This is a genomic window from Paraburkholderia phenazinium (assembly GCF_900141745.1).
Lineage (GTDB): Bacteria > Pseudomonadota > Gammaproteobacteria > Burkholderiales > Burkholderiaceae > Paraburkholderia > Paraburkholderia phenazinium_B.
Genome location: NZ_FSRM01000001.1, coordinates 1,105,279 through 1,131,551, shown reverse-complemented (window position 1 = coordinate 1,131,551; position 26,273 = coordinate 1,105,279). Strand labels below are relative to the sequence as shown.

Annotated in this window: 26 protein-coding genes; 17 read left to right on the top strand and 9 right to left on the bottom strand. The window is 61.6% G+C overall.

Annotation, left to right across the window (positions count from 1 at the left end; genetic code table 11):
- Window position 1 precedes the first annotated feature (1 nt).
- Both BUS06_RS05340 and BUS06_RS05335 read left to right on the top strand, forming a co-directional pair.
- The gene (locus BUS06_RS05340; protein ID WP_074263324.1) at window positions 2-1,009 is read left to right on the top strand and encodes an ABC transporter ATP-binding protein; all 1,008 of its coding nucleotides are present in this window, start codon (window positions 2-4) and stop codon (window positions 1,007-1,009) included.
- A 29-nt stretch (window positions 1,010-1,038) separates the two neighbouring features.
- Window positions 1,039-2,124, top strand: a complete 1,086-nt coding sequence (locus BUS06_RS05335; RefSeq protein ID WP_074263323.1) for an ABC transporter ATP-binding protein — start codon at window positions 1,039-1,041, stop codon at window positions 2,122-2,124.
- A gap of 26 nt (window positions 2,125-2,150) precedes the next feature.
- On the opposite strand, the gene BUS06_RS05330 is transcribed toward BUS06_RS05335, so the two are convergent.
- On the bottom strand, window positions 2,151-2,756 hold the full coding sequence (locus tag BUS06_RS05330; protein ID WP_074263322.1) for a CDP-alcohol phosphatidyltransferase family protein: 606 nt from the start codon (window positions 2,754-2,756) through the stop codon (window positions 2,151-2,153).
- 332 nt (window positions 2,757-3,088) lie between these two features.
- Here BUS06_RS05330 and BUS06_RS05325 point away from each other — a divergent pair, with 332 nt between their 5' ends.
- From BUS06_RS05325 to BUS06_RS05310, 4 genes are read left to right on the top strand one after another with little or no spacing between them, the layout of a single operon-like run.
- Complete coding sequence (locus BUS06_RS05325; RefSeq protein WP_074263321.1) at window positions 3,089-3,751, top strand: lysophospholipid acyltransferase family protein; 663 nt, start codon at window positions 3,089-3,091, stop codon at window positions 3,749-3,751.
- Between the two features lie 21 nt (window positions 3,752-3,772).
- On the top strand, window positions 3,773-4,705 hold the full coding sequence (locus BUS06_RS05320) for a phosphatidate cytidylyltransferase (RefSeq protein WP_074263320.1): 933 nt from the start codon (window positions 3,773-3,775) through the stop codon (window positions 4,703-4,705).
- 53 nt (window positions 4,706-4,758) lie between these two features.
- A complete protein-coding gene (locus BUS06_RS05315; protein WP_254368758.1) occupies window positions 4,759-5,649 on the top strand; it encodes an SPFH domain-containing protein in 891 nt (296 codons plus the stop codon).
- A 2-nt stretch (window positions 5,650-5,651) separates the two neighbouring features.
- Complete coding sequence (locus tag BUS06_RS05310; RefSeq protein ID WP_074263318.1) at window positions 5,652-6,203, top strand: hypothetical protein; 552 nt, start codon at window positions 5,652-5,654, stop codon at window positions 6,201-6,203.
- An 81-nt stretch (window positions 6,204-6,284) separates the two neighbouring features.
- On the opposite strand, the gene BUS06_RS05305 is transcribed toward BUS06_RS05310, so the two are convergent.
- Window positions 6,285-6,662, bottom strand: coding sequence for a winged helix-turn-helix transcriptional regulator (locus BUS06_RS05305; RefSeq protein WP_083611348.1), 378 nt, complete (start codon window positions 6,660-6,662; stop codon window positions 6,285-6,287).
- Window positions 6,663-6,759: 97 nt separating this feature from the next.
- Here BUS06_RS05305 and BUS06_RS05300 point away from each other — a divergent pair, with 97 nt between their 5' ends.
- The gene (locus tag BUS06_RS05300) at window positions 6,760-7,881 is read left to right on the top strand and encodes an NADH:flavin oxidoreductase (protein WP_074263316.1); all 1,122 of its coding nucleotides are present in this window, start codon (window positions 6,760-6,762) and stop codon (window positions 7,879-7,881) included.
- 60 nt (window positions 7,882-7,941) lie between these two features.
- Here BUS06_RS05300 and BUS06_RS05295 read toward each other — a convergent pair whose 3' ends face one another.
- Both BUS06_RS05295 and BUS06_RS05290 read right to left on the bottom strand, forming a co-directional pair.
- Window positions 7,942-8,475, bottom strand: a complete 534-nt coding sequence (locus tag BUS06_RS05295; RefSeq protein ID WP_074263315.1) for a single-stranded DNA-binding protein — start codon at window positions 8,473-8,475, stop codon at window positions 7,942-7,944.
- Window positions 8,476-8,590: 115 nt separating this feature from the next.
- Window positions 8,591-9,784 (bottom strand): MFS transporter, encoded by a 1,194-nt coding sequence (locus BUS06_RS05290; RefSeq protein ID WP_143787461.1) that lies wholly within the window; start codon window positions 9,782-9,784, stop codon window positions 8,591-8,593.
- Between the two features lie 306 nt (window positions 9,785-10,090).
- On the opposite strand from BUS06_RS05290, the gene uvrA reads away from it, so the two are divergent.
- Window positions 10,091-12,964 (top strand): excinuclease ABC subunit UvrA, encoded by a 2,874-nt coding sequence (gene uvrA, locus BUS06_RS05285; RefSeq protein ID WP_074265922.1) that lies wholly within the window; start codon window positions 10,091-10,093, stop codon window positions 12,962-12,964.
- Window positions 12,965-12,999: 35 nt separating this feature from the next.
- Window positions 13,000-14,085, top strand: a complete 1,086-nt coding sequence (locus tag BUS06_RS05280) for an AI-2E family transporter (protein ID WP_074263313.1) — start codon at window positions 13,000-13,002, stop codon at window positions 14,083-14,085.
- A gap of 151 nt (window positions 14,086-14,236) precedes the next feature.
- On the opposite strand, the gene purU is transcribed toward BUS06_RS05280, so the two are convergent.
- From purU to BUS06_RS05255, 5 genes are all read right to left on the bottom strand, one after another.
- Window positions 14,237-15,106 carry a formyltetrahydrofolate deformylase gene (gene purU / locus BUS06_RS05275; RefSeq protein WP_074263312.1) on the bottom strand — a complete coding sequence of 290 codons (870 nt, stop codon included), beginning with the start codon at window positions 15,104-15,106 and terminating at the stop codon, window positions 14,237-14,239.
- A gap of 69 nt (window positions 15,107-15,175) precedes the next feature.
- A complete protein-coding gene (locus BUS06_RS05270; RefSeq protein ID WP_074263311.1) occupies window positions 15,176-16,024 on the bottom strand; it encodes an NUDIX hydrolase in 849 nt (282 codons plus the stop codon).
- 68 nt (window positions 16,025-16,092) lie between these two features.
- On the bottom strand, window positions 16,093-16,707 hold the full coding sequence (locus BUS06_RS05265) for a LysE family translocator (protein ID WP_074263310.1): 615 nt from the start codon (window positions 16,705-16,707) through the stop codon (window positions 16,093-16,095).
- Between the two features lie 20 nt (window positions 16,708-16,727).
- Window positions 16,728-17,294, bottom strand: a complete 567-nt coding sequence (locus tag BUS06_RS05260) for an adenine phosphoribosyltransferase (RefSeq protein WP_074263309.1) — start codon at window positions 17,292-17,294, stop codon at window positions 16,728-16,730.
- Window positions 17,295-17,380: 86 nt separating this feature from the next.
- Window positions 17,381-19,372, bottom strand: a complete 1,992-nt coding sequence (locus BUS06_RS05255; RefSeq protein ID WP_074263308.1) for a monovalent cation:proton antiporter family protein — start codon at window positions 19,370-19,372, stop codon at window positions 17,381-17,383.
- 135 nt (window positions 19,373-19,507) lie between these two features.
- Here BUS06_RS05255 and kdsD point away from each other — a divergent pair, with 135 nt between their 5' ends.
- From kdsD to ptsN, 8 genes are all read left to right on the top strand, one after another.
- Window positions 19,508-20,491 (top strand): arabinose 5-phosphate isomerase KdsD, encoded by a 984-nt coding sequence (kdsD, locus tag BUS06_RS05250; RefSeq protein ID WP_074263307.1) that lies wholly within the window; start codon window positions 19,508-19,510, stop codon window positions 20,489-20,491.
- A complete protein-coding gene (locus BUS06_RS05245; protein ID WP_074263306.1) occupies window positions 20,491-21,054 on the top strand; it encodes a KdsC family phosphatase in 564 nt (187 codons plus the stop codon). The genes kdsD and BUS06_RS05245 overlap by 1 nt, the downstream gene beginning before the upstream one ends.
- A complete protein-coding gene (lptC, locus tag BUS06_RS05240; RefSeq protein ID WP_074263305.1) occupies window positions 21,051-21,659 on the top strand; it encodes an LPS export ABC transporter periplasmic protein LptC in 609 nt (202 codons plus the stop codon). Before BUS06_RS05245 ends, lptC begins: the two co-directional genes overlap by 4 nt.
- A gap of 19 nt (window positions 21,660-21,678) precedes the next feature.
- Window positions 21,679-22,350, top strand: a complete 672-nt coding sequence (gene lptA / locus BUS06_RS05235) for a lipopolysaccharide transport periplasmic protein LptA (RefSeq protein ID WP_074263304.1) — start codon at window positions 21,679-21,681, stop codon at window positions 22,348-22,350.
- Window positions 22,347-23,147 carry an LPS export ABC transporter ATP-binding protein gene (gene lptB / locus BUS06_RS05230; protein WP_074263303.1) on the top strand — a complete coding sequence of 267 codons (801 nt, stop codon included), beginning with the start codon at window positions 22,347-22,349 and terminating at the stop codon, window positions 23,145-23,147. The genes lptA and lptB overlap by 4 nt, the downstream gene beginning before the upstream one ends.
- A gap of 184 nt (window positions 23,148-23,331) precedes the next feature.
- On the top strand, window positions 23,332-24,858 hold the full coding sequence (locus BUS06_RS05225; RefSeq protein ID WP_074263302.1) for an RNA polymerase factor sigma-54: 1,527 nt from the start codon (window positions 23,332-23,334) through the stop codon (window positions 24,856-24,858).
- 171 nt (window positions 24,859-25,029) lie between these two features.
- Entirely contained in the window at window positions 25,030-25,389 is a 360-nt protein-coding gene (gene hpf / locus BUS06_RS05220) for a ribosome hibernation-promoting factor, HPF/YfiA family (protein ID WP_074263301.1), read from the top strand.
- A 234-nt stretch (window positions 25,390-25,623) separates the two neighbouring features.
- Window positions 25,624-26,139, top strand: a complete 516-nt coding sequence (ptsN, locus tag BUS06_RS05215; RefSeq protein ID WP_074263300.1) for a PTS IIA-like nitrogen regulatory protein PtsN — start codon at window positions 25,624-25,626, stop codon at window positions 26,137-26,139.
- The last annotated feature ends 134 nt before the right edge of the window (window positions 26,140-26,273 follow it).

The window sequence follows — 26,273 nt, the reverse complement described above, 5'->3', positions numbered from 1 at the left end:
GATGGCGTTGCTCGAAGTAAAAGACCTGGGGGTACGCTTCACACGGCGCGACGCCTCGCCCGTGGACGCGGTGCAACGCGTATCGTTCACGCTCGAAAAGGGCAAGACGCTGGGGATTGTCGGCGAATCGGGCTCGGGTAAAAGTCAGACAGTGATGGCGCTGCTCGGGCTGCTCCCCGGCAATGGCCAGACCTCCGGCGAAGCGCTGTACGCAGGCCGCAATCTGCTGGCGCTGAGTCAGCGCGAACTGAACCAGATTCGCGGCGATCGCATTGGCATGGTGTTTCAGGATCCGATGACGTCGCTCAACCCGTTTCTCACGGTCGAGCGTCAGATGACCGAAGCGCTGCAATTGCACCGCGGCGTGTCGCGGCGCGATGCGCGCCGCCAGGCCATCGAGGCACTGCAGCGCGTGTGGATTCCGGATGCGGCGCGACGTATCGATCGATATCCGCATGAGTTTTCAGGTGGCATGCGCCAGCGCGTGACCATCGCAACCGCGCTGCTGACCGAACCCGAAATCCTTATTGCCGACGAACCAACCACCGCGCTCGACGTGACGGTGCAGGCGCAGATCATCGAACTGCTGCGCGAGCTGAATCGCGACCTGGGTACGGCGATTATTCTGATCACGCACGACATGGGCGTGGTGGCAGGACTCGCGGACGACGTGATGGTGATGTACGCAGGCCGCACCGTGGAGCGCGCGAGTGCGCAAGCGTTGTTCGAGAACCCGACTCATCCGTACACGCGCGGGCTGCTCGATGCGCTGCCGCGACTCGACGACACCGACGGCACACACGACATCGATGCCCCGTTGCGCACGATCGCAGGTAATCCCCCTGCGCCGGGCGAGGCCATCGAAGGCTGCGCATTTGCGCCACGCTGTGCGCTGGCAAAGGACCGCTGCCATACGACGCGGCCCGAACTGGAGGCCATCGTCGACCGGACGGACGGCTGGCGTGCTTGCCTGCGCCCGGTCGGCGAGATGATGGAGGTGGTGCGGTGAGTAACACGGTGACGCAAAGGACGGTGGGTATGGGTGACGGGACATCGGGAAAGCCGCTGGGCGGCGCGGCGGGTGAAGCACGTGCCAACGTGGCGGGCGAGCCGGTGCTGACGGTGCGCGATCTCAAGGTGCACTTCCGGGTGCCGCGCGGCGCGTATCCGTGGTCGTCGAAAGCGACCTTGCGCGCAGTGGATGGCGTGTCGTTCGACGTGCGACGCGGTGAGACGCTGGGACTCGTAGGCGAGTCGGGCTGCGGCAAGTCGACACTGGCGCGAGCGATTATCGGCCTCACACCTGTGACGGAAGGCAGCGTGCGCTGGCGCGATACGGAGACGGTGACCGACGGACGCCGTCCGGCCGTTGCGATGGAGCGGCTGCGCAAGGACGTGCAGATGGTGTTTCAGGACCCGCTGGCCTCGCTGGATCCACGGATGACCATCGAGCAGATCGTCACCGAGCCGTTAAAGGTGCAACGACCCGGTCTGGGGCGTGATGAGACTCATGCGCGCGTGGTAACGATGCTGGAGCGCGTGGGTCTTGGCGCGCATCATCTGTCGCGCTATGCGCACGAGTTTTCTGGTGGACAGTGTCAGCGGATCGGGATTGCGCGGGCACTGGTGGGTGAGCCGCAACTGGTGATTTGCGATGAACCCGTGTCGGCGCTGGATGTTTCGATTCAGGCGCAGATCGTCAATCTGTTGCGCGATTTGCAGCGGGAGTTGTCGCTGTCGCTGCTGTTTGTCGCGCATGATCTGGCGGTCGTGAAGGCGATCAGCCAGCGCGTGCTGGTCATGTACCTCGGGCGCGTGATGGAGCTGGGCACGCGGCAGGAGGTGTATGGGTCGCCGCAGCATCCTTATACACGGGCGTTGTTGTCGGCGGTGCCGCGGCCTGATCCTGCGATCGAGCGCACACGCAAACATGCGGTGCTAACTGGAGAGATGCCATCGCCGCTCAACCTGCCCTCTGGATGTGCGTTCCGCACGCGCTGTCCCGAGGCGATTGCAGCTTGCGCCGAAGAGGTGCCGCAGTCGATCTCGCGTGGGACGGCGGATCGCAGGGTGGCGTGCATTCGCGTGGGAGCGGATCTCCGTGAAGCGCCGCCGGTTATTTGAAGGTTAGCAGGAGCGCGCTGGGCGGCTTAACCTCGCGCCTCCGTCACTCCCTTTCTAATCCGCTGCCAGACCGTAATCACCGACAGCGCGGTCAACGCGCACCACAGCCAGTCTGCCCAGTGCGCCAGCGGCAAACCCAAACCAATCCACAAACCAAACGCGCCGACCGCGACGGCGCGATCGCTCTTGCCAAGCGGTCCATCATAACGACGCGTGGCACCAGCCAGCGGTCCGACCAGACCCGCGCATTCGACCACCACCGCGGACAGCACAAACACCCAGATATCGGCCGGATTAAACTCGGGTATCACTAGAAACGGCAATGTCAGGGCTATGTCCGAGACCACATCTCCCAGTTCATTCAAATAGGCGCCGAGCGCGCTCTTTTGACCGAATTCGCGCGCCAGCATTCCGTCTATCGCATTGAGCGCCATGCGCAAAAACAGCCAGACAGGGATCAGCAAAAACAGCCGGTAAAGCGGAAATCCGAAACCCGCCACGATCCCGACGAGTATCGATCCAAGCGCAGCCGATACGGTGACCTGATTGGCAGTGACGCCTGCGCGTGCGAGTTGCCGCACCAACGGACGCAGCAGATTCTGGAACTTCGGTTTTAGTGCGTATACGCTCATAGCGCGCTCGTTGATTGGCGTCTTGAATGGTCTTTCGGGAAGTCGGGCGACATGTCCCGCGCCCGCTCTGTTTGTGCTGTCACAAACAGCGACATCGTCATTTAAACGGCAACGAACGTCAAGACGAGCCCGAGCAAAGCGATGTGGTGCTTGTCATGGAAACTCGTCATAATGCCGCGACTGAAATCTTCTGCTCTCGCATACGATGATTCGCATCGCATAAGAATGCGTCGGTGTCAGAAGGATTCTGGCCGTCGGCAGAAGTTTGGATAACGAAGATAAGCGCGAGGGCAAGCGACCGCTTGCAGCGCATCGCTTCGAGAGGAGCATTCATGAGTACCTGGCACGCGTGGGAACGTGACTTTCTGCTGAGCGTCGTACGCCTCGTGGCAGGTACCTACCCCGTGTGGCATCACGGCGCGCCGAGCGCCTCGCAGACCATCTACTTTTCGAATCACACGAGCCACATCGACACGCTGGCGATCCTCGCCGCGTTGCCGAGTGAGTTGCGTCATCAGGTTCGCCCCGTGGCTGCGCGCGACTATTGGCAGCGCGGCAAAGCCAAAGTGCATATTGCGCGCGATCTGCTCAACGTCGTGTTGATCGACCGCAAGCATGAAGGTGAAGGTGACCCGCTCGATCCGGTCCGCGAGGCATTGCGGCTTGGCGAGTCCGTGATCATTTTTCCCGAGGGCACACGTAGCGCCGAAGCATTGCCGCAGGCATTCAAGAGCGGCATCTTCAGGCTCGCCAGCGAGTTTCCTGATATCGACCTGTGCCCAGTCTACCTGGAGAATCTGCAGCGGATCATGCCCAAAGGCGCAATCTGGCCAGTGCCGCTAATCTGCAAGGTGCATTTCGGCGGCACGCTGCAATTAAAGCCGGAAGAGGCGAAAGCGGATTTTCTGCGCCGCGCCCGCGACGCGATCGTCGAACTTTCTCCTGCTCGGGAGGCGCTCGAGACTGCGGCGAGAACAGCCACTTCAGATCAATAGCATTCCAAAACATTAAACACTATGAGAACAGCGTTCTGGGAACTTGTGGGCGGCCTCACCGGCTTTCTGGCCATTGCATCGATTATCGGTGCGATTCTCGCGTGGCGCGACGGCGGTAAAAGCGCGACCATCGCCAATCTGAACCAGCGTATTCGTGCCTGGTGGGGCATGATCGCGATCATGGCAATTGCGATCGGCCTCGGGCCGACGGCCACTTACATCGTCTTCGCAGTGGTGTCGTATCTCGCGCTACGCGAGTTCATCACGCTAACGCCGACGACGCCGAGCGATCACACCACGCTCTTCATCGCATTCTTCATCGCGATTCCGGTGCAGTATCTGCTGCTGTGGGTCCGGTGGTACGGGATGTTTTCCATCTTCGTACCGGTGCATCTGTTCATCACGTTGTCGCTAGTGTCCGCGCTGACGCAGGATACGCACGAGTTTCTGAGCCGCAACTCGAAGATCCATTGGGCACTGATGGTGTGCGTCTATGGGTTGAGTCATGCGCCCGCTCTTCTGATTCTGGATATCCCGCACTATGAGGGCGAGAACGCGCTGCTGCTGTTCTTCTTCCTGCTGGTGGTGCAAATCAGCGATGTGTTCCAGTATGTTGTCGGCAAGCTGTTCGGGAAGCGCAAAATCGCGCCGTTGCTGAGTCCGTCGAAGACTGTGGAGGGATTCGTCGGCGGAGGGCTGCTGGCTACGTTGGCTGGCGCGGCGCTTTACCGGATCACGCCGTTCAGCTTCGGCGCGGCGTTCCTGATGTCGCTGGCAATCGTGTTGGCGGGATTTGTAGGTGGACTCGTCCTGTCTGCGGTTAAACGCTCGCTAGGCGCGAAAGACTGGGGTTCGATGATTGCCGGGCATGGCGGTGCGCTGGATCGTGTCGATTCGATCTGTTTTGCTGCGCCGGTGTTTTTCCACCTGGTGCGGTATCTTTACGTGCAGTAGACGGATATGAACCGACCGTTCCTGACGGCCGGCCGGCTCCATTATCCGAACCGTTGCGAACACTCGAGCAGTTCAACGAACGAGATCAAGATGAGGAGCAAGACATGGCGATAACACGGCAGGTCATCACATCCCTTCAGCGCGACGGCACCGACCTGCTCGGTACCAAGGGCGTAGCGGTCAAGATTGTGGACGAAAGCATTGTTTCTGGCTCACTGCTAACCGTCGAAAGCAACCACTTCTGCGTGCTGAAATCACGCGGCGCAGTGCTCAACGTGTATGAGACGGGACAGTACGCTCTCACTACGCCTGACAAGCCGCTGCTGGGCTCCATCGCCCAAGGGTTTTTTGGTGGTTCCTCGCCGTGGGTGTTCGAAGTCATCTACATCAACCGCGCCAAACTGCTGATTCGCAGCCAGGGCATCGCGACCAGCGCCGAGATGGCTGAGATGGCGTATCAGGTTGACTACTATATTCACATCGATACCAAGGAAGCAGCGCTCGATCTTATTACGCACCTGCCGTTCAACGGCAACCTCATCGATACGCAAGAGGTCGCGGACTATGCCGGCCCCGCAATCGAGCAGGCGATCAATCAGATCGTCCAGGTGACGAAGATGGAAAACATCAACGAGCATATCAACGAGATCCGTGAGTCGGTCAAGACGCATCTCTCCGATTTCCTGAGAACGTTTGGCATCATGCTGAATGACCTCAAGGTCCTGATCGTGCCCAAGGACGAGCGGATGCGCGAACTCATCTCGCTGCAGGCTATTGGCCTCTCGCCGATCGAAGCGGTTCGTTACTACCTTGCGCTGCGCATGGCGGAAAAGGGCCTCGTGTCTGCGCCGAATGCGGCAGCAGGATTGCCCTTCCAGATCGGCGCGCCCGCCACCGGAATTTATCCGCTCGGACATGAAGCCGGGTTCTCCGGAAAGAGCTAGTCATGGACTCAAAATTCTACGACGAAGGGGCGCTCCGCCAGGCGGCGATCAACCTGTTTCACGGCTGGGGCTACAACTTCTACCGCACCGAAAATCAGCTTCGCGCTGACGATCAACTGGTGCGTAGCAAGGCAGGATGGCTGCTAGGGATGGCGCGTTCCAATGTCGAACGCGCTGAGTCCGATTATCGACGCGAGTTTATCGGCACACCCACCCGCGAGAAGCCGTTCCCGAATCCGTCGAATATGGCGGCTGCACAGAAGCTCGAACGGCTGGCGGGAAACATCGGCACGGTCAGCGGCAGGCTGCAATCCCAGCCGGTTCCGGAGAACGATCGCATGACGCAGCGCTATCGTCAGGAAGCCGAAACATTGAAAGTGTTGATTGGCTGTGACGAGCGGCTCGTAGGGCAGTGTTCGCTGCTCCATGCGATGCTCGATGGACGCAATGGCCTATGGATACTGGAGCATCTTGACGAAGTTGAAGAAGGATTGACGGCCCTTCAGTTGACGTTGCGGAGTCGAGAGGCAGCGTTGCTGGATCGCACGGTCTGATTCTCTCCGCTCTTTCAATCCTGGGCCGACGCTGCAGGCTATTCTGGTGGGTCGGCCCCGCCCAAGCTCACGCAGCAGACATTAGCCCGCGGTCTCACGTTGATCATAGCGAGCTCTCGCACTCTCGACCTCAGGGAGATGCTCGTACGTCCACATATAAAGCGCCTGGAATGGGCCATCGAGCGACCGCCCCAGCGCCGTGATTTCGTATTCGACGGAGATTGGCGAAGTCGCAATCACTCTTCTTTCGACAATTCCGTTTCGCTCGAGCCGACGCAAACACTGCGCCAAGGCTTTCTGCGTGATCCCTTCAATGCGGCGCTTGATCGCGTTGAATCGCATCGGCCCGGGGCGTAGCGACGCAAGGATCAGAACCGACCACTTGTCAGCGATCTGATCGAGTAGCAAACGACTTGGGCAACTGGCAAGAGACAACACCTCTGGTTGACATTCCGACATGGCGGTTTCCTGAATGCTACCTGGTAGCAATGTGGTGACTCATTGACACCTAGTATAAAACATATACCATCGGTTTTTTCGTTCATGAGGTGCATCGATGACTAGTTCGCAACTCGACGTGTTGTTCAGACCGTTTCAACTGAAAACGCTCAACCTGAAAAACCGCATTGTGATGGCGCCCATGACGCGCTCCTTCTCGCCAGAGGGTGTGCCCGGCGCTAACGTGGCGGATTACTACCGGCGGCGCGCATTGGGGGAGGTCGGTCTTATCATCTCCGAGGGGACGGTAATCGATCGCCCGTCGTCGCGCAACGATCCGAATATTCCGTTCTTCCACGGAGAAGCATCGCTTGCTGGCTGGAAGAAGGTGATCGACGCCGTCCACGAAGCGGGCGGCAAGATGGCGCCGCAGATCTGGCACGTGGGGTCCGTTGCTAATCCGTTCACTGAATGGCGGCCTTCCTCGCCGGTCGAGAGTCCTTCGGGTCTTGTGGCACCTGAAAAGCAGCGTGGCAAGACGATGACCGATGAAGATATCGCGGATACGGTTGCTGCCTTTGGACGTGCCGCAGCGGAATCGAAGCGGCTCGGGTTCGACACCGTAGAGATTCACGGCGCGCATGGTTATCTGCTCGACCAGTTCTTCTGGGACGGCACCAATCGGCGCCCGGACTCTTTTGGCGGGAAATCGATTCGTGAACGGTCGCGCTTCGCGGTCGAGGTGATCAAGAGCGTGCGGGCTGCCGTCGGAGCGGACCACCCGATCATCCTTCGTTTGAGTCAATGGAAGCAGCAGGACTACGCCGCTCGACTCGCGCATACGCCGGATGAAATGGCCGACTGGCTTGTGCCCCTCGTGGAAGCTGGCGCCGATATCCTGCACTGTTCGCAGCGGCGCTTCTGGGAAGCGGAGTTTCCGGAAATCGACGGGGAAAACGGCCTGAATTTTGCGGGATGGGCGAAGAAAGTGACGGGCGCGGCGACGATCAGCGTGGGGTCGGTTGGTCTTTCAGGTGATTTCCTCGGCACCTTCGGTGGCGAGAGTTCGAGCCCGGCGGGTCTGGACAATCTGCTCGACCGCATGGAGCGCGACGAGTTCGATCTGGTCGCCATTGGCCGCGCAATACTCAGCGATCCGGAATGGGTGACGAAGATTCGTTCGGGTGAGACCGGTCAGTTGAAGGACTTTAGTCCGGCGGCGTTGGGGGAGCTTTACTGAGTTCAAGAAAAACCCCGCTCGAAGGCGGGGTTGATCTTTACATTTTTTGGGTGCGGGAGGTCAAAACGGAATATCGTCATCCATCTCATCAAACCCGCCACCGGCCGGCGCGCTCGGACGGCTAGCACCGCCACCGCTACCACCACGCGCCCCACCGCCGCCACCCGAAGCCGCGCGACCACCACCACCGCCGCCGCCACTACGCTCCGACGGCTCGCGACTATATCCACCCTCATCGCCACCGCCGCCCATCGCTCCGCCGCGGCCACCCAGCATCTGCATCTGTTCAGCCACGATCTCGGTGGAATACCGGTCCGTCCCATCCTGCGCCTGCCACTTACGTGTGCGAATGCGTCCTTCGATATAAACCGACGAGCCCTTCTTCAGATACTCGTTCACGATCTCGGCCAGACGCCCGAAAAACGAAACCCGGTGCCACTCGGTGGCTTCCTTCATTTCGCCCGACGTCTTGTCCTTGTACCGGTCCGTCGTCGCAAGGCGGATGTTCGCCACTGCGTCGCCGCTCGGAAGATAGCGGACTTCCGGATCGGCTCCGAGGTTGCCGACGAGAATTACCTTGTTCACGGATGCCATGAGTTTCTCCTGTTGATTCCGTTGCAGGTGGCGCGGCAACGCACATTTACCATCTCTGAACCGGCCGGCCCGAGACCCAAACTGCGCCTCGCCGGCTACCGGTGAGTACTTACCATCAAGCCTTCTTGCGCGGCGCTGGCGGCTTCATATTTGCCGCGATTATAAGCCAGCAAAATACCAGCCCAGAGCAGGCGAAGAACACCGCGCTCTGCCCATCCGCCTTCAGCAGCACGCCGCCGATCACGCCGCCGATCGCCAAGCCGATAGACTGCGTGGTGTTGTACACGCCGGTAGCCGCGCCCTTGCGCGATCCCGGCGCCAGTTTCGACACCAGCGAAGGCTGCGACGCCTCAAGAATATTGAAGCCGAGAAAGTAGATAAACAGTATCCCGGCCACACTCAGAATGGTATGGGGTGCGACGCCTAGTAACAACTGTCCGATCAGGATAAGACCAATCGCGCTCACGAGCACGGTCTTCATTTTGCCGCGCGTTTCCGCTGCGATGATGGCCGGAACCATCATGACAAACGACAGCCCCATCACCGGCAAATAAACCTTCCAATGCGACGCCACGGGCAAACCGCCCGCTTCGAGAATCCGCGGCACCACCAGAAACAGCGCCGTTTGCGTCGCATGCAGCACCAGCACGCCGAAATTCAAACGCAGCAGTTCGACGTTATGCAGCACTTCAGAGAACGGCGCGCGCACGTGCGCAGGCATCGGCGCATTCGGCACGATCCAGATCACTACGCCGATTGCGAGGATCGAGAAAATGCCGACCAGCGCGAACAGCCCGCTCATGCCGACCCACTGGAACACGACCGGCGCACCGACAATCGCCACCGCGAACGACACGCCAATGCTGCCACCCACCATTGCCATCGCCTTGGTGCGATGTTCCTCGGACGTGAGGTCGGCAATAAAAGCGAGCACCGCGGACGACACCGCGCCCATCCCCTGAATGACGCGACCGACGATGATCCACGTCATGTCGTGCGCCCCCGCCGCGACAAAGCTGCCGAGCGCGAAAATCGCGAGCCCCGTGGCGATCACCGGCTTGCGCCCTACCTTGTCGGAAATCCAGCCGTAGAAGATGTACAGCAGCGATTGCGTCACGCCGTAGGCACCCAGCGCGATCCCCACCAGCAGGACGTTGTCGCCGCCGGGGATGGTTTTCGCGTAGATCGAGAACACCGGCATGATCATGAAGAGGCCGAGCATGCGCAGCGCAAAGATGCCTGCGAGCGACACGGTCGCGCGCAACTCAGGCGCGCTCATGCGTGAAGATGTAGCGGACGGATTGGACATCGGGAACGTGTTTTGAATAATCTGGACGGCCCGGGGCCGGGCGACTCACCGTGGAGCAGCATACCCTCGGCGGCCTGCCGTGAGCGACCGGCGGACTGCGGCAAAGACCCGCAGGCGTCTTGCAGTCGCGCAAAAAGGCCCCATCTGCAACCTTTTCGCACGGCTCTAAACCACCGTCTTACAGCTTGCCGCGCGCCTGTTGGGCGCTGTCAGGTAGCCGTAACAGCGGTCTCGAAAAGTCGTTATAGTAGCAGGTTTAGCCTCTTCCTCTTTCCGCCAGTCAATGGCCAGGTAATGGATCAACGCGTGGAACAAATCCGTATCCGTGGGGCTCGCACCCACAACCTGAAGAACGTCAGTCTCGACCTGCCACGTCACAAGCTCATCGTGATTACCGGCCTGTCGGGCTCGGGAAAATCGTCGCTTGCGTTCGACACGCTCTATGCGGAAGGACAGCGGCGCTACGTCGAAAGTCTCTCCGCCTACGCACGGCAATTTTTGCAGCTGATGGAAAAGCCTGACGTCGACCTGATCGAAGGTCTGTCGCCGGCCATTTCGATCGAGCAGAAGGCTACGTCGCACAATCCGCGTTCCACGGTCGGCACCGTCACCGAAATTCACGACTACCTGCGTCTGCTGTTCGCGCGAGTCGGCACGCCGTATTGTCCGGATCACGAGATTCCGCTGCAGGCGCAAAGCGTCTCGCAGATGGTCGATGCAGCACTCGCGCTGCCGGAAGACACCAAGCTGATGATCCTGGCTCCGGTGGTGGCGAACCGCAAGGGCGAACACGTCGAGCTGTTCGAGGAAATGCAGGCGCAGGGCTTTATCCGCTTTCGCGTGCGTTCGGGCGGCGGCACGGCCAATGAGGAAGTCGCGAAGATCTATGAAGTGGACTCGCTGCCCAAGCTGAAGAAGAACGACAAGCATACGATCGACGTCGTCGTCGACCGTCTGAAAGTGCGCGCAGACATGAAGCAGCGCCTCGCGGAATCGTTCGAAACGGCGCTACGTCTCGCCGACGGCCGCGCCATCGCGCTCGAAATGGACACCGACAAGGAGCATCTGTTCAGCTCCAAGTTCGCCTGCCCGATCTGCTCGTATTCGCTGCAGGAACTCGAGCCGCGTCTCTTCTCGTTCAACAACCCGATGGGCGCGTGTCCGGAGTGCGACGGCCTCGGCCAGATCACTTTCTTCGATCCGAAGCGGGTGGTCGCGCATCCGTCGCTGTCGCTCGCGGCGGGTGCCGTGAAGGGCTGGGACCGGCGCAATCAGTTTTACTTCCAGATGCTGCAAAGCCTCGCCGCGTTCTACGAGTTCGATATCGACGAAGCCTTCGAAGATCTGCCGGAAAAGGTTCGCAAGATCCTGCTGTTCGGCTCGGGCAAGCAGACCATTCCGTTCTCGTACATCAACGAACGCGGCCGTGCGTCGATTCGCGAGCATGTATTCGAAGGGATCATCCCTAACCTCGAACGCCGTTACCGTGAGACCGATTCGGTCGCCGTGCGCGAAGAACTCGCCAAGTACCAGAACAACCAGGCCTGCCCCGCCTGCGAAGGCACCCGCTTGCGCCGTGAGGCGCGCTTTGTGCGCATCGGCGCGGACGGCGACGCGCGCGGCATCTTCGAAATCAGCGGCTGGCCGTTGCGCGATGCGCTCGGCTATTTCCAGACGCTGCGCCTAGAAGGTTCAAAGCGCGAGATTGCCGACAAGGTGGTCAAGGAAATCGTCGCACGGTTAATGTTCCTGAATAACGTGGGGCTCGACTATCTGTCGCTGGAGCGCAGCGCGGAAACGCTTTCGGGCGGCGAAGCGCAGCGCATCCGGCTCGCCTCGCAGATCGGCTCTGGCCTGACTGGCGTCATGTACGTGCTGGACGAGCCGTCCATCGGCCTGCATCAGCGCGACAATGACCGTCTGATCTCGACGCTGAAGCATCTGCGCGATCTCGGCAACTCGGTAATCGTCGTGGAGCACGATGAGGACATGATCCGCATGGCCGACTACGTGGTCGACATGGGACCGGGCGCCGGCGAACACGGCGGCATGATCATTTCTGAAGGCACGCCCGATGAGGTGCAGGCGGACGCTGCATCGATCACGGGTCAGTATCTGTCCGGCGCGCGCACCATCGACTATCCGGACGAGCGCAGGGAGCCGGACGAGCGGCGTCTGCGCATCGTCGAGGCTTACGGCAACAACCTGCGGCACGTGACGCTCGACCTGCCGGTGGGTCTCCTGACCTGCATCACCGGCGTCTCCGGCTCGGGCAAGTCCACGCTGATCAACGACACGCTGTACCACGCGGTCTCGCATCACCTGTACGGCTCATCGGCCGAACCGGCACCGTACGAATCGATTGAAGGTCTCGAACACTTCGACAAGGTCATCAACGTCGATCAGTCGCCGATCGGCCGCACGCCGCGCTCGAATCCGGCCACCTATACTGGCCTCTTCACGCCGATCCGCGAGTTGTTCGCGGGCGTACCGGCTTCGAAGGAACGCGGCTACGATCCGGGCCGCTTCTCATTCAACGTCAAGGGCGGCCGTTGCGAGTCCTGCCAGGGCGACGGCGTGCTGAAGGTGGAAATGCACTTTCTGCCCGACGTCTACGTGCCGTGCGACGTGTGTCACGGCAAGCGCTACAACCGCGAAACGCTCGATGTGCAGTACAAAGGCAAAAACATCAGCGAAGTGCTGGAACTGACGGTTGAAAACGCCTACGAGTTTTTCAAGGCCGTTCCGGTGGTGGCGCGCAAGCTGAAAACGTTGCTGGACGTGGGTCTTGGGTACATTCGCCTGGGGCAGTCGGCCACTACGCTGTCGGGGGGTGAAGCTCAGCGTGTCAAACTTTCGCTGGAACTGAGCAAGCGCGACACCGGTCGCACTCTATACATCCTCGACGAGCCGACGACCGGTTTGCACTTCCACGATATTGCTCTGTTGCTCGAAGTAATTCACCGTTTGCGAGACCAGGGTAATACCGTGGTGATCATCGAGCATAATCTCGATGTAATCAAAACTGCGGACTGGGTCATCGATCTCGGTCCGGAAGGCGGTGCCGGCGGCGGTCAGATCATCGCTCAAGGCACGCCGGAGCAGGTGGCGAAGTCGAAGGCAAGTTTTACCGGTCGATATCTGGCGCCGCTGCTCAAACGCGACGCCGCCAAAAAATGATGCTGCAAACCCTAGGTTGGATACGGAAATAAGCCATGACCAAGCGTAACGAGGCGCCCGAAGAAGGGCAGGTGCAGGATCTGCGCCCACGCCCGGTCAGGCTGACGAGCGACATGAGCCTGCCCAGACTGTCCGCCGTCGAGATCGGCAGTTACCTGCTAATGCTGGTCGGCATGATCGCAGTCCTGAATCTGCGGCTGCTCGGCGCGTTGCTGGCCGGGCTGCTCGTGTTTCAGCTCATTCAGACAATCGCGCCGCGTATCGAAAAGCACATGTCCAGCCAGCGCGCGCGCTGGCTTTCGGTCGTGATCCTGGCCACGGTGATCGTCGGCGTGCTGACGGGCATCGTAATCGGCATCATCGACCACTTCGAAGGCGACGTGCCGAGCGTGCAGATGCTGCTCAACCAGGCCATGCAGCTGATTGACGAGGCGCGCGGGCGGATTCCGCAGTTCGTCGCCAACTATCTGCCTGTCGACGCCGATCAGATGAAAGCACGCGCCACCGAATTGATGCATACCCATGCCGGCATGCTGCAACAAGGCGGCAAGAACGCGGCGCGGGTTTTCACGCATATCCTGATCGGCATGATCATCGGCGCGATCATCGCGGTCGGGGCGCAGAAACCGATTCAGCGGCTGCCGCTGTCCACCGCGTTCGTCACTCGCGTGATGCGGTTTGCGGACGCCTTCCGTCGCATCGTGTTCGCGCAGGTGAAGATTTCAGCGATCAACTCCGTGTTCACCGGCATCTTCCTGCTGGTGATCCTGCCGATCTTCCACGACCGGCTACCGCTCTCCAAGACGCTGGTGCTCGTCACGTTTATCGTTGGCTTGCTGCCGGTGATCGGCAATCTGATCTCGAACACCATCATTGTCGCAGTCGCGCTCTCCGTGAGCTTTCCGGCCGCGGTCATGTCGCTCGTGTTCCTGATCCTGATCCACAAGCTCGAATACTTCCTGAATGCGCGGATCGTCGGCGGCCAGATCGAAGCGCGCACGTGGGAACTGCTGGTGGCGATGCTGGTAATGGAAGCGGCTTTCGGCCTCCAGGGCGTGATTGCCGCGCCTATCTTTTATGCGTATATCAAGCGGGAGCTGATTTATCTGCGGATGGTTTGAAGGGTGTGATACCGCGAGCCTGAACAGCGGCAGCGGTACGCGTCCCGAACGCCGCGCCCCATGAAAAAGGCCGCCTGTCGCAATGACCGGCGGCCTTTGTTTTTCTGCAAAGAGGCACAGACTCCGCGAATTCAGTAGCAGCAGTTCCCGCTCAACGGAACACCACCGTCTTGCTGCCATTCAGCACGATACGATGTTCGACGTGCCACCGCACTGCCCGCGCCAGCGTCACGCATTCGACGTCGCGGCCAATCGCCGTCAACTGATCCGGCGTCATGCTGTGGTCGACGCGCTCCACTTCCTGTTCGATGATCGGACCTTCGTCGAGATCGGTCGTCACATAGTGCGCGGTTGCGCCGATCAGCTTCACGCCGCGGTCGAATGCCTGGTAATACGGCTTCGCGCCCTTGAAGCTCGGCAGGAACGAATGGTGGATATTGATCGCGCGCCCCGCGAGCCGCTCGCACAGCTTCGGCGACAGAATCTGCATATAGCGGGCAAGCACCACCAGATCGGCCTGATGCTCGTCGATCACTTCGAGCACCCGCGCTTCCTGAGCCGCCTTGCCCTCGGGCGTCGAAGCCAGCAGCGGAAAGTGGTGGAACGGAACGTCATAGCTCGCGGCGAGTTGATAGAAGTCCTTGTGGTTCGAGATGATCGCGGCAATCTCGATGCCGAGCTGGCCGGTACGGTAGCGGAACAGCAAGTCGTTCAGACAATGACCGATCTTCGATACCATGATCACGACGCGCGGCTTCACGGTCGCATCGTGCAGCTCCCAGTGCATGCCGAACTCGTCGGCAAGCGTGCTGAACGCGGTACGCAGCGCTTCCAGACCCGGATCGCCGCCTACCTGCTGGAAATGCACCCGCATGAAGAACTCGCCGGTGTGGCTGTCGCCGAACTGCGCGGAGTCGAGAATGTTGCTGCCGCGCTCAAACAGAAAGCCGGACACCGCATGCACGATGCCGGGCCGGTCGGCGCACGACAGTTTGAGAATAAAGCTGTGATCGGTCGACATGACCTGGGTGACTCCCTTCTTCAATCCGTGATTCGTTTAGTGTGATGCAAGGACGCTGTGCGTCACGCGTTATGCAGCGGCCGGCGGCACGAACAGCGCTTCGATCCCCGCGCAGTCCTCAGCGTCTATCCAGCGGCGGCGCAGCAGGCAGTCGAGCGTAGCGAGGCTGGCATCCACGGTCATCGCGTCTTCCTCGATCCAGCGCGCAACCTCATCGATGCGCGCCAGCCGGTGTTCGCCCACTTCGCCGTCCTGATTGCGCGGCGTGAAATCCGCGGGCAACGCCAGGTCGTAGACGAAGATCTGCTCGGCCTGGGTACCCTCCGGCAGCGATTGCAGTACATGCACTGTGCGCCCTGCCGTGGCGCGCGCAGCGATCGCTTCGGGGATGCCGGCTTCTTCCCAGCACTCCTTGACAATCGTCGCCTCCACGCCGAAGCCCCAGCCTATCCCGCCTGCGACCACGTTATCCAGCATGCCCGGATCGGTCGCCTTGGTGTCGCTGCGGCGCGCGATCCACAGTTGCGGCGCGCCATCCGCGTATTCTACGACGCCGTTCAGATGCACCGCGTAGGTCATCGTGCCGAAAAAGCGCGACGCCGCGCGCTCGATATACGCAAGCGGCTGCGCGTCGAAGTGGTTGCGGATCGCGTAAGTTTCATCGCGCCAGCCTGGAATCCTGCCATCCGCGGCGAGCGCGCCGATTACAGCCCCCAGTGCGGCGCTACGCATATCGAGGCTGGAGTAGCGCGACGATAACGTCACGCCCGCCGCGTCGACATCGAAAACATCCGGCCAGCGGGCCAGCAACGGCACATCCGTTGCGCGGATCCAGCCGACCTGCTGGCCTTCCATCAAGAACGGCCGATGCGCCTGCGCATCGAACCGGCGCGCTTTGGTGATACAGGGCAAGGTCATGAGTGCTCCAACGGCACGGCGCGACGGCGCCGCGCGGGTCAGTTCAGAAGCGGGTCGCAGCAGGCAGCCTAGTCGCGCAGCGCCACGCGAATGCCGATTGCGATAAAGGTCGCCCCAGCGAGACGGTCGAGCCACACGCCGACGCGCGGACGACGCTTCAACCAGCTGCCGATCATCCCGGCGCACACGCCGAAAAGCGAAAACACGACCACTGTCTGCAGCATGAACACCAGACCCAGTTCGAGCATCTGCACCGGCACGCTCTGCACGCCATGCGGCTCGATGAACTGCGGTAGGAACACCAGGAAAAACAGCGTCACCTTCGGGTTCATCATGTTGCCGAACACGCTTTGGCGAAACACCGACCACAGCGGCTGCGCCGGACGCTCATGAGCCGTCGCAAGCCCCTGGCTGCGCAGCGCCTTGATGCCGATCCAGATCAGGTAGGCAGCGCCCGCGTACTTGATGGCCTGAAATGCCATCGGCGAGGAACGCAGCAACGCGGCTACGCCGAGCGTGGCGAGCGTCGTGTGGAACGTGATGCCGGCCGCAAAACCGAGCGCGGCGACCAGCCCGGCGGCACGTCCCTGCGAGATGCCGCGCGCAAGTACTTGCAGGTTGTCGGGGCCGGGGGCGAAGGTGATCGCCATCGAGGTGGCGAGGAACAGCAAAAAATTCGGCATGCGTCTTCCCTCGTGATTGTTCAGTGACCGCCAAACTCAGTGACCGTAAACAGCGGCAACCCCGCCGAGCGCAACAGCGCGGCCCCGCCCAGGTCCGGCAGATCGATGATCGCCGCGCCTTCGATCACCACCGCGCCGAGCCGCTCCAGCAGCTTCTTGCCGGCCATCATGGTGCCGCCAGTCGCAATCAGATCGTCGACGATCAGAACGCGGTCACCCTGTCCGCAGGCGTCCGCATGAATCTCGACGGTCGCCGTCCCGTATTCGAGCTCGTACGACTCGGACTCCGTCTTGTACGGCAGCTTGCCGGCCTTGCGAATCGGAATGAAGCCCACATTCAACTCGTACGCCAGCACCGGCCCGATGATGAAACCGCGCGCGTCGAGGCCCGCGATGTAGTCGAGCTTCGCGTCAATATAGCGCTGGACGAACAGGTCGATCAGTACGCGAAAGGTCTTAGGATGCTGCAGCAGCGGCGTGATATCGCGAAACTGCACGCCGGCCTGCGGCCAGTCGGACACGGTGCGAATCTGGCTTTTGACGAACGCAGCCGCGTCGAGCGGGGCGCTCGCAAGCGCGTTGGACATGATGACTCCAGATGGATCCCCATGGATCCGGATAAAATGCTTAAGAATCTCGCGCGGCGGCCCGACTCTGGCGCCTACTCACGCGCTCACGCCGCCCGGCGATGCCGCGACAGCCGTTCTTCGGCTTCGGCCAGCGCTTCGGGCAAGCCGCGCAACACGACGATGTCGCTCGCACGCAGCTTGGTGGACGGATCGGGCTCCACGCCGCGAATGCCATGGCGGCGGATCGCCGTCACTTCGACGCCCATGTCGACCAGCCCCACTTCCGCGAGCGTGCGGCCCACGGCGTCCGAGTTCTCGTCGACCGGCACCGATTGTAGTCGCACCTGCTCGTGACTGTCGTCGTCGCCCACGTCGTCGGCGCCGTGGAAATAGCCGCGCAGCAGACTATAGCGCTCGTCGCGCATCTCCTCGACACGCCGCACCACTCGCCGCATCGGCACGCCCATCAGCACGAGCGTGTGCGACGCCAGCATCAGGCTGCCTTCGACAATCTCCGGAATCACTTCGGTGGCCCCGGCGGCGAGCAGCTTCTCGAGGTCGGCGTCATCCACCGTGCGCACGATGACCGGCAGCGTCGGCTCGAGTTCGTGGATGTTGTGCAGCACCCGCAGCGCAGACGGCGTATTGGCGTAGGTGATCGCCACCGCAGCCGCGCGATGGATACCCGCAGCCAGCAGCGATTCGCGCCGCCCCGCATCGCCGAACACCACCGATTCGCCGGCCGCCGCAGCCGCCGCGACCCGGTCCGGGTCGAGGTCGAGCGCGACGTAGGACAGGCCTTCGTGTTCGAGCATGCGCGCGAGGTTCTGCCCCGCCCGGCCGTATCCGCAGATGATCGTATGGCCGCTTTGTTTCAGGCTTTGCGTAGCGATGCGCGTCATCTGCAAAGACTGCATCATCCATTCAGTCGACGACAGCCGAAGCACGATGCGGTCCGCGTTCTGGATCAGAAACGGCGCTGCCAGCATCGACAGCAGCATCGCGGCGAGAATCGCCTGCAGCAACGTCGCGTCGACCAGGTGTTTATCGAGAATCAGGTTCAGCAGCACGAAGCCGAACTCGCCGGCCTGGGCGAGGCCGATGCCGGTGCGCATCGCCACGCCCGGTGTCGCGCCGAACAACCGCGACAACGCGGTAATCATGATCAGCTTCAGCAGCAACGGCCCGAGCAGAAAGGCCAGCACGATGAACGGATGCTTCCAGATCACCATCGGGTTGAGCAGCATACCGGTGGTGACGAAGAAAAGCCCAAGCAGCACGTCGCGAAACGGCTTGATGTCTTCTTCCACCTGATGCCGGTAAGGCGTCTCGGCGATCAGCATGCCGGCGATGAACGCGCCCAATGCGAGCGAAAGGCCGAACTTGTCCGTGATAAACGCCGCCCCAAGCGTCACGAGCAGCAGGTTCAGGATGAACAGCTCCTGCGACCTGCGCCGCGCCACCACGTTGAACCAGCGCGTCATGAACTTCTGCCCGACGATCAGCAGCAAGGACAACGCAACGACAATCTTCACCGCTGCGAGCCCGAGCGCGGTCATCAGGGTTCTCGAATCGCCGCCGAGCGCCGAGATGACAATCAGCAGCGGCACCACCGCCAGATCCTGGAACAGCAGCACACCGAAGATATTGCGGCCGTGCTCGGTCTCGATCTCGAGCCGTTCCGCCAGCATCTTGCTGACGATCGCCGTGGACGACATGGCGAGCGCCCCGCCCAGCGCCACGCTGCCCTGCCACGTGATATGCACCCAGCGCTCCAGCACGAAGCCGAGCGCGACGGCCACCGCGACCGTGCCGATCACCTGCAGCAGGCCGAGCCCAAACACCAGCCGGCGCATCGAACGCAGCTTGGCGAGCGAAAACTCCAGCCCGATAGAAAACATCAGGAACACCACGCCAAACTCGGCCAGGTTCTGCGCGCCTTGCGAATCCGGAACGATACCGAACGCATGCGGCCCGACGACGATCCCCACCGTCAGATAGCCGAGCATGGGCGGCAGGTTCAGGAAACGGAAAACGACGACGCCCGCCACTGATGCCAGCAGCAGGAACAGCGTCATTTCGAGCGGGGAAATCATCTGAAAGCGTCCTGGTTCGTCGACATAACCATCGCACGCAAAGCGCCGTGCGACAAGGTTGAGGGGCCGGTGAGGGCAGCGGCCGGGGACAGCCCTCCCGGCGCGGCGAACAAACGCCTTTGCTATACTCCGCGAATGATAGCGAAAATCAATGGCGACCGGGCACTCGCTCGCGCTCGCAACGTGCTCGACATCGAAGCGGACGCCGTGCGCGCGCTTCGCGATCAACTCGACGATGGCTTCGTCGAGGCGATCGACTTCATCCTTAGCTGCCGCGGGCGCGTGGTCGTCTCCGGCATCGGCAAATCTGGTCACGTGGCCCGCAAGCTGGCGGCAACCTTCGCCAGCACCGGCACGCCCGCCTTCTTCGTACACCCGGCCGAGGCCAGCCATGGCGACCTTGGGATGGTCACGGCCGACGACGTGTTCGTCGCCATGTCCAATTCCGGCGAGTCCGAAGAGCTGATGGCGATCCTGCCGATCATCAAGCGGCTCGGCTCCCGGCTGATCGCGATCACCGGCAAGCCGGGCTCGAGCCTCGCCAAACTGGCCGACGTGCATCTGAATGCGGGGGTCGCCAAGGAAGCTTGTCCGATGAATCTCGCGCCCACTGCCAGCACCACGGCCGCGCTCGCGCTCGGCGACGCGCTCGCGGTTGCCGTGCTGGAAGAACGCGGCTTCGGCCCAGACGACTTCGCCCGCTCGCATCCCGGCGGCGCATTAGGCCGGCGTCTGCTTACTTACGTACGCGACGTGATGCGCACCGGCGACCAGGTGCCGAAGGTGATGCCTGAGTCTACCGTACGCGACGCGTTGTTCCAGTTGACGGCCAAGCGCATGGGCATGACGGCGATCGTCGACGAAAACCAGCGCGTCAAAGGCATCTTCACCGACGGCGACCTGCGCCGCGTGCTCGAACGCAGTGGCGACTTCCGCGACCTGCCGATCGCCTCGGTGATGACACCTGGCCCGCGTACCATTGGCCCGGACCAACTGGCCATCGAAGCAGTGGAACTGATGGAGCGCCACCGGATCAATCAGATGCTGGTCATTGACGAAGCGGGCAAGCTCATCGGCGCGCTCAACATGCACGACCTGTTCTCCAAAAAGGTGATCTGATGGCCGCCGCGCCCCTCTCCGCTAACGAACGCGCACGCCGCGTGAAGCTGATGATTTTCGACGTCGACGGCGTGCTGACCGACGGCGGACTGATGTTCACCGCCGAGGGCGACACGATGAAGTCGTTCCATTCGATGGACGGCCACGGCGCGAAGCTGCTGCGCGAAGCCGGCATCGAGACGGCGATCATTACAGGCCGCAAGTCGGGCATCGTCGCCGTACGCGCCAAGGAACTGAAGATCACGCATCTGTACCAGGGCATCGAAAACAAGCCGGAAGCGTTTGCCGATCTGCTCAGGCAGACTGGCCGCACTCCTGAGGAATGCGGCTATATGGGCGACGACTGGGTCGATCTCGGCGTGATGCTGAAGGTCGGCTTCGCTGCGGCGCCCGCCAATTCGCATCCGGAAGTAATCGCACGGGCTCACTGGGTCAGCGAGGCGCGCGGCGGTCACGGCGCCGTGCGCGAAGTGTGCGACACCCTGCTGCGGGCGCAAAACAAGTACGACGAACTGCTTGCCAAGGCGTGCAGTGGCGGTGAGCAGCAGGGCCTCGTCGGATGAACCAGTTCCGCTTCACTTCGCTGATCCCGCTCATCGCGATGGCTGCGCTCGCCGGTATCACGTGGTGGCTGCTGCAGGCCACCGCGCCGCCGCCGCACGAAGGCGAGGTCAAGCCGAAAGAACATACGCCCGATTACTTTGCCGATAATTTCTCGGTGTCCGAACTGGATCAGTCGGGCGCCACGCAGTACCGGCTGACGGCCACGAACCTCGTCCATTACGAAGACAATGAACTGAGCGATCTGATCAAGCCGGCTATCCGCGCCTTCCAGCCGGGTAAGCCGATTGTTACGGCGACCGGCGACACCGGCACGGTGAACGGCGATGCCTCGATCGTCGATCTGTACGACCACGCCCGCATCCTGCGCGCAGCCGGTGACGGCGACCCGGCGATGCAGGCTGATTCCCAGCATTTTCGGGTACTGGTCAACGACGATGTGATCGAGACCGAAAAGCCGGTTAAACTTCAGCGCGGCCTGTCAGTCATGACGGCCAGCGGCATGAACTACAACAACGTCACCCGGGTCATGCAGCTGTTCGGCAATGTCCGTGGCGCGATCGCCGCGTCCGACGCGTCCGGCGGCTCCCTGAAGCAACCCGGGTAATCCATTCCAGCGTGACTGCATGAACGAATCGTTCCACCGTTTTGATACCGGCCGCGCGCGCACCTTGTCTGCGTGCCGGGCCGGACTTGCCGCGCTGCTGCTCGCGTTGCCCTTCATCGGCTTCGCGCCGCCGGCGCACGCCGAACGCGCCGACAAGGACAAGCCGCTCAATATTGAAGCGGACAACATGACGTATGACGACCTGAAGCAGGTCAACATCTTCACCGGGCATGTGGTGGCCACCAAAGGCACGATCGTCATCAAGGCCGATCGTGTCGAGGTGACCCAGGATCCGCAAGGCTATCAGTACGCTACCGGCACTTCGAGCGGCGGCAACCTGTCGTATTTCCGCCAGAAGCGCGAAGGCCTCGACGAGTATGTCGAAGGCACGGCCATCCGCATCGACTACGACGGCAAGCAGGACCTCACCACGTTGACGACCGACGCCACGGTGAACCGTCTGCAGGGCCTCTCGACGCTGATGGACACGGTCCACGGCAGCGTCATCACCTATGACGGCCAGAACGACTTCTACACCGCCAAGGCGGGTAAGGACGTCGCCGGCCCGGGCAACCCGAGCGGCCGTGTGCGCGCGATGCTGGCGCCGCGCAACGGCGGCGCCGCGCCGCTGACCGGCGCCTCCGCTACGCTCGTGCCGTCCAACAAGATCCAGGGAACCCCGCCCCAGTGAGCTCAGTAAACTCCGTCAATTCACCTTCCCTTCCCCACCGCAAGCCGGCGGGGACCAGTAGCTCGCTGGTGGTTCGCAATCTGAAGAAGCGCTATGGCTCGCGCACGGTCGTCAAGGACGTGTCGCTCGACGTCAAGAGCGGTGAAGTGGTCGGACTGCTCGGCCCGAACGGCGCCGGCAAGACAACCTCGTTCTACATGATCGTGGGCCTCGTGCCGCTCGACGCCGGTGAAATCGATCTGGACGGCAAATCGATCAGCCTGCTGCCTATCCATAAGCGCGCCTCGCTCGGGCTGTCGTATCTGCCGCAGGAAGCGTCGGTATTTCGCAAGCTCACCGTCGAAGAGAACATCCGCGCGGTGCTGGAACTGCAGCTTGACGAAAGCGGCAAGCGGCTCAACAAGGACACCATCACCACCCGCACCGAAGCACTGCTTGATGAGCTGCAGATTGCGCATCTGCGGGGCAATCCGGCGCTGTCGCTGTCGGGCGGCGAGCGCCGCCGCGTGGAAATTGCACGCGCGCTGGCGACTAACCCGAGTTTTATTCTGCTCGACGAACCGTTCGCCGGCGTCGATCCGATCGCAGTGCTGGAAATCCAGAAGATCGTCAAGTTCTTGAAGCAGCGCAACATCGGCGTCCTGATTACGGACCATAACGTGCGCGAAACGCTCGGCATCTGCGACCACGCCTACATCATCAGCGACGGCAGCGTGCTGGCCGCCGGTGCGCCTGGCGACATCATCGAAAACGAAAACGTGCGGCGCGTCTATCTGGGCGAGCACTTCCGCATGTAAGTATCCGAGGGGCATGAACGGCGGCGTCCCCCGCCGCCGGCCCCTTGCTGCGGCGGCCTCCCAGTATTTTTGACGCGGCAGGCCGCCCGCGCCCCTGCAGACCCAGTCCGGGCGCACGCGTTATCGCGAATGCCGCAAGGTATCGCGGTCGTGGCAAACTCTTTACAATGAATCTCAACTTGCCATGAAAGCCAGCCTACAACTCCGCCTGTCGCAGCATCTTGCGCTGACACCTCAACTGCAACAGTCCATCCGGCTGCTGCAGCTGTCTACGCTTGAGCTGCAGCAGGAGGTCGCGATGGCGATCTCCCAGAATCCTCTGCTCGAAAACGAGGACGACTGGATCGCGAGCCCCCTGCGCGTCGCCGCAGACGGCTCGCTGATCGCCCAGGCGCCCAACAACGCCGCGCCGGAGCAGATGGGCAACGGCTCGTCGTCCTCCTCCTCGTCGTCGTCCTCCAGCAGCAGTGAAGGTGGCGAAAGCGGCGAGCCGCAGGGTGTCGACGAGTACAACGGTCTCGCGTCCGACAGCAACGGCGATTCGTCCCAGTGGAATCTGGAGGACTACGGCCGTTCCGGTACCGCCTCCGACGACGACGACCTGCCGCCGCTGCAGATTCACGAATCGAGCACCTCGCTGCGCGATCACCTGATGGCGCAACTGCGCGTCACCCAGGCAAGCCAGCGTGACCGGGCGCTGATCACGTTTCTGATCGAGTCTCTGGACGACGACGGCTACCTGACCGCGACGCTGGAAGAAGTGCAGGCTGATCTGCCGGAAGAACTGGAAGTCGACCTGGACGAACTGAACGCCGCACTCGCGCTGCTGCATAGCTTCGATCCGGCCGGCGTGGGCGCACGGTCCGCTTCCGAGTGCCTGAAGCTGCAATTGCTGCGCCTCGACGGCTCGGCCACCCGCACGCTCGCCCTCGAGATCGTGGCTCACCATCTTGAACTGCTTGCCGCACGCGATTTCACGCGTCTGCGCAAACATCTGAAGGCAAGCGACGACGATCTGCGCGATGCACACGTGCTGATCCGCTCGCTCGAACCGTTCCCCGGCGCCGCCTACGGCAAGGCCGAGGCCGACTACGTCGTGCCCGACATCATGGTGCGCAAGATCGGTCAAAGCTGGCAGGCCGAGCTGAACCCGGAGGTCGTGCCGAAACTGCGTATCAATCATCTGTACGCAAACATTCTGCGGAACAACCGCGGCGATCCGGGCAGTGGATCGTTGCGTCAGCAACTCCAGGAAGCCCGCTGGCTGATCAAAAATATCCAGCAACGCTTCGAGACGATCCTGCGAGTGGCGCAGGCTATTGTCGAGCGTCAAAAGAGCTTTTTTGTGCATGGCGAAATTGCCATGCGGCCCTTGGTTTTGCGGGAAATTGCTGATACGCTGGGCCTACACGAGTCAACTGTCTCGCGTGTGACAACCGGTAAATACATGCTGACCCCATTCGGGACGCTTGAATTTAAGTACTTCTTCGGATCACACGTTTCGACGGACACGGGCGGCGCTGCCTCTTCAACGGCCATTCGCGCGCTCATCAAGCAACTGATAGGAGCGGAAAACACCAAATCTCCTCTTTCAGACAGCCGCATAGCCGAACTGCTGGCGGAGCAAGGATTCGTGGTCGCACGGCGCACCGTAGCGAAATACCGCGAAGCCCTCAGGATCCCGGCAGTCAACCTGCGCAAGTCTCTTTAGCTCGCCGCGTAGTGTGGCGGGCATTTTCCGGCCGCTCCGCCCGTTGGCGGACAGGCCGGCCGATGCGACCTGCCAGTAGTCAGTCACGGGGGACGGCTCAGGCGAGGCGAACGATCGACCGGTACCTGCCCCATCGTGCGGACCAAGCGGCCACTAGCATGGAGAAGCACTATGAACTTGCAGATCAGTGGACACCATCTCGAAGTAACGCCAGCGTTGCGAGAATACGTGATCACCAAACTGGATAGGGTGCTAAGACATTTCGATCAGGTGATCGATGGCAGTGTGGTCCTCTCGGTCGACAACCACAAGGAAAAGGTAAAGAGGCAAAAGGTTGAAATCAACCTGCATCTGAAGGGTAAGGACATCTTTGTCGAGAGCTGTGACGGCGACCTGTACGCCGCGATCGATCTGATGATCGACAAGCTCGACCGGCAAGTCATTCGTCACAAAGATCGCCTGCAGGGTCATCAGCACGACGCGATCAAGTATCAAGAGCTGGCGCCGCAACTGGACGTGCCGCCGCAATAAGCAGGACCGTGAAGGATTAGAGGGATTTTTCCCGACCTAGCTAAACCGCCCGGCAACGGGCGGTTTTTCGTTGGCTAGAACACATCGCACGACGAACAGGCATTGGCGCGCCGCACCATCCATGGTCGCGCTGTTCTATAATGGGCCGGTTACCATAGGGGTCATCGGGGTTATTCAGCGGGAGTCCTGCGTTTTTTGGGCTTCCAAGCACATCGCCGTGAGCATCAGTCGAGAATGGAACGCCACTCAAACGCCACAGCGAGGAGTATCCAGGCCACGTTTCCGCCTGCCAACATGAATCGTTTAGCCAAATTTCTTCCCCTCGAAAACGTCGTCGTCGGACTATCGGTCACCAGCAAGAAACGCGTCTTCGAGCAAGCGGGCCTGATTTTCGAAAACCAGAACGGCATCGCTCGCAGCACGGTCACTGACAATCTGTTCGCGCGCGAGCGCCTCGGGTCGACCGGTCTTGGCGAAGGCGTGGCGATTCCGCACGGCCGGATCAAAGGCTTGAAGCAGCCGCTCGCCGCCTTCGTGCGCCTCGCCGAGCCCATCCCCTTCGAATCGCCGGACGGTCAGCCGGTGTCGCTGCTGATCTTCCTGCTGGTACCCGAGCAAGCCACCCAGCAACACCTCGAAATTCTCTCGGAAATCGCCCAGTTGCTGTCCGATCGCGAGACGCGCGAACGGCTGCATACGGAAGAAAACCGCGAAGCATTGCATCGACTGCTCACTCAGTGGCAACCTTGATGCATCGGCGCCCATCCGCACGTCGGTCCCCCGCCTGCGAGCGGCTGGGTCCCCGTGTCGAATCCGGCTCGCGCCGGCTAATCCGGCTGCGCTGACGCAGCCGGCGCATGCGGGGCACAGGCCCACACTGGAGT

What these genes read in the sequence shown, in the direction of transcription:
- BUS06_RS05260 (WP_074263309.1), bottom strand. Translation starts at nt 17,294, where the DNA reads ATGTCCAACGCGCTTGCGAGCGCCCCGCTCGACGCGGCTGCGTTCGTC.
- BUS06_RS05325 (WP_074263321.1), top strand. Translation starts at nt 3,089, where the DNA reads ATGAGTACCTGGCACGCGTGGGAACGTGACTTTCTGCTGAGCGTCGTA.
- ptsN (WP_074263300.1), top strand. Translation starts at nt 25,624, where the DNA reads ATGGAACGCCACTCAAACGCCACAGCGAGGAGTATCCAGGCCACGTTT.
- BUS06_RS05255 (WP_074263308.1), bottom strand. Translation starts at nt 19,372, where the DNA reads ATGATTTCCCCGCTCGAAATGACGCTGTTCCTGCTGCTGGCATCAGTG.
- BUS06_RS05300 (WP_074263316.1), top strand. Translation starts at nt 6,760, where the DNA reads ATGACTAGTTCGCAACTCGACGTGTTGTTCAGACCGTTTCAACTGAAA.
- BUS06_RS05330 (WP_074263322.1), bottom strand. Translation starts at nt 2,756, where the DNA reads ATGAGCGTATACGCACTAAAACCGAAGTTCCAGAATCTGCTGCGTCCG.
- hpf (WP_074263301.1), top strand. Translation starts at nt 25,030, where the DNA reads ATGAACTTGCAGATCAGTGGACACCATCTCGAAGTAACGCCAGCGTTG.
- BUS06_RS05245 (WP_074263306.1), top strand. Translation starts at nt 20,491, where the DNA reads ATGGCCGCCGCGCCCCTCTCCGCTAACGAACGCGCACGCCGCGTGAAG.
- BUS06_RS05270 (WP_074263311.1), bottom strand. Translation starts at nt 16,024, where the DNA reads ATGACCTTGCCCTGTATCACCAAAGCGCGCCGGTTCGATGCGCAGGCG.
- purU (WP_074263312.1), bottom strand. Translation starts at nt 15,106, where the DNA reads ATGTCGACCGATCACAGCTTTATTCTCAAACTGTCGTGCGCCGACCGG.
- lptA (WP_074263304.1), top strand. Translation starts at nt 21,679, where the DNA reads ATGAACGAATCGTTCCACCGTTTTGATACCGGCCGCGCGCGCACCTTG.
- BUS06_RS05320 (WP_074263320.1), top strand. Translation starts at nt 3,773, where the DNA reads ATGAGAACAGCGTTCTGGGAACTTGTGGGCGGCCTCACCGGCTTTCTG.
- kdsD (WP_074263307.1), top strand. Translation starts at nt 19,508, where the DNA reads ATGATAGCGAAAATCAATGGCGACCGGGCACTCGCTCGCGCTCGCAAC.
- BUS06_RS05335 (WP_074263323.1), top strand. Translation starts at nt 1,039, where the DNA reads ATGGGTGACGGGACATCGGGAAAGCCGCTGGGCGGCGCGGCGGGTGAA.
- BUS06_RS05280 (WP_074263313.1), top strand. Translation starts at nt 13,000, where the DNA reads ATGACCAAGCGTAACGAGGCGCCCGAAGAAGGGCAGGTGCAGGATCTG.
- BUS06_RS05340 (WP_074263324.1), top strand. Translation starts at nt 2, where the DNA reads ATGGCGTTGCTCGAAGTAAAAGACCTGGGGGTACGCTTCACACGGCGC.
- BUS06_RS05265 (WP_074263310.1), bottom strand. Translation starts at nt 16,707, where the DNA reads ATGCCGAATTTTTTGCTGTTCCTCGCCACCTCGATGGCGATCACCTTC.
- BUS06_RS05310 (WP_074263318.1), top strand. Translation starts at nt 5,652, where the DNA reads ATGGACTCAAAATTCTACGACGAAGGGGCGCTCCGCCAGGCGGCGATC.
- BUS06_RS05305 (WP_083611348.1), bottom strand. Translation starts at nt 6,662, where the DNA reads ATGTCGGAATGTCAACCAGAGGTGTTGTCTCTTGCCAGTTGCCCAAGT.
- BUS06_RS05295 (WP_074263315.1), bottom strand. Translation starts at nt 8,475, where the DNA reads ATGGCATCCGTGAACAAGGTAATTCTCGTCGGCAACCTCGGAGCCGAT.
- BUS06_RS05225 (WP_074263302.1), top strand. Translation starts at nt 23,332, where the DNA reads ATGAAAGCCAGCCTACAACTCCGCCTGTCGCAGCATCTTGCGCTGACA.
- BUS06_RS05290 (WP_143787461.1), bottom strand. Translation starts at nt 9,784, where the DNA reads ATGTCCAATCCGTCCGCTACATCTTCACGCATGAGCGCGCCTGAGTTG.
- lptC (WP_074263305.1), top strand. Translation starts at nt 21,051, where the DNA reads ATGAACCAGTTCCGCTTCACTTCGCTGATCCCGCTCATCGCGATGGCT.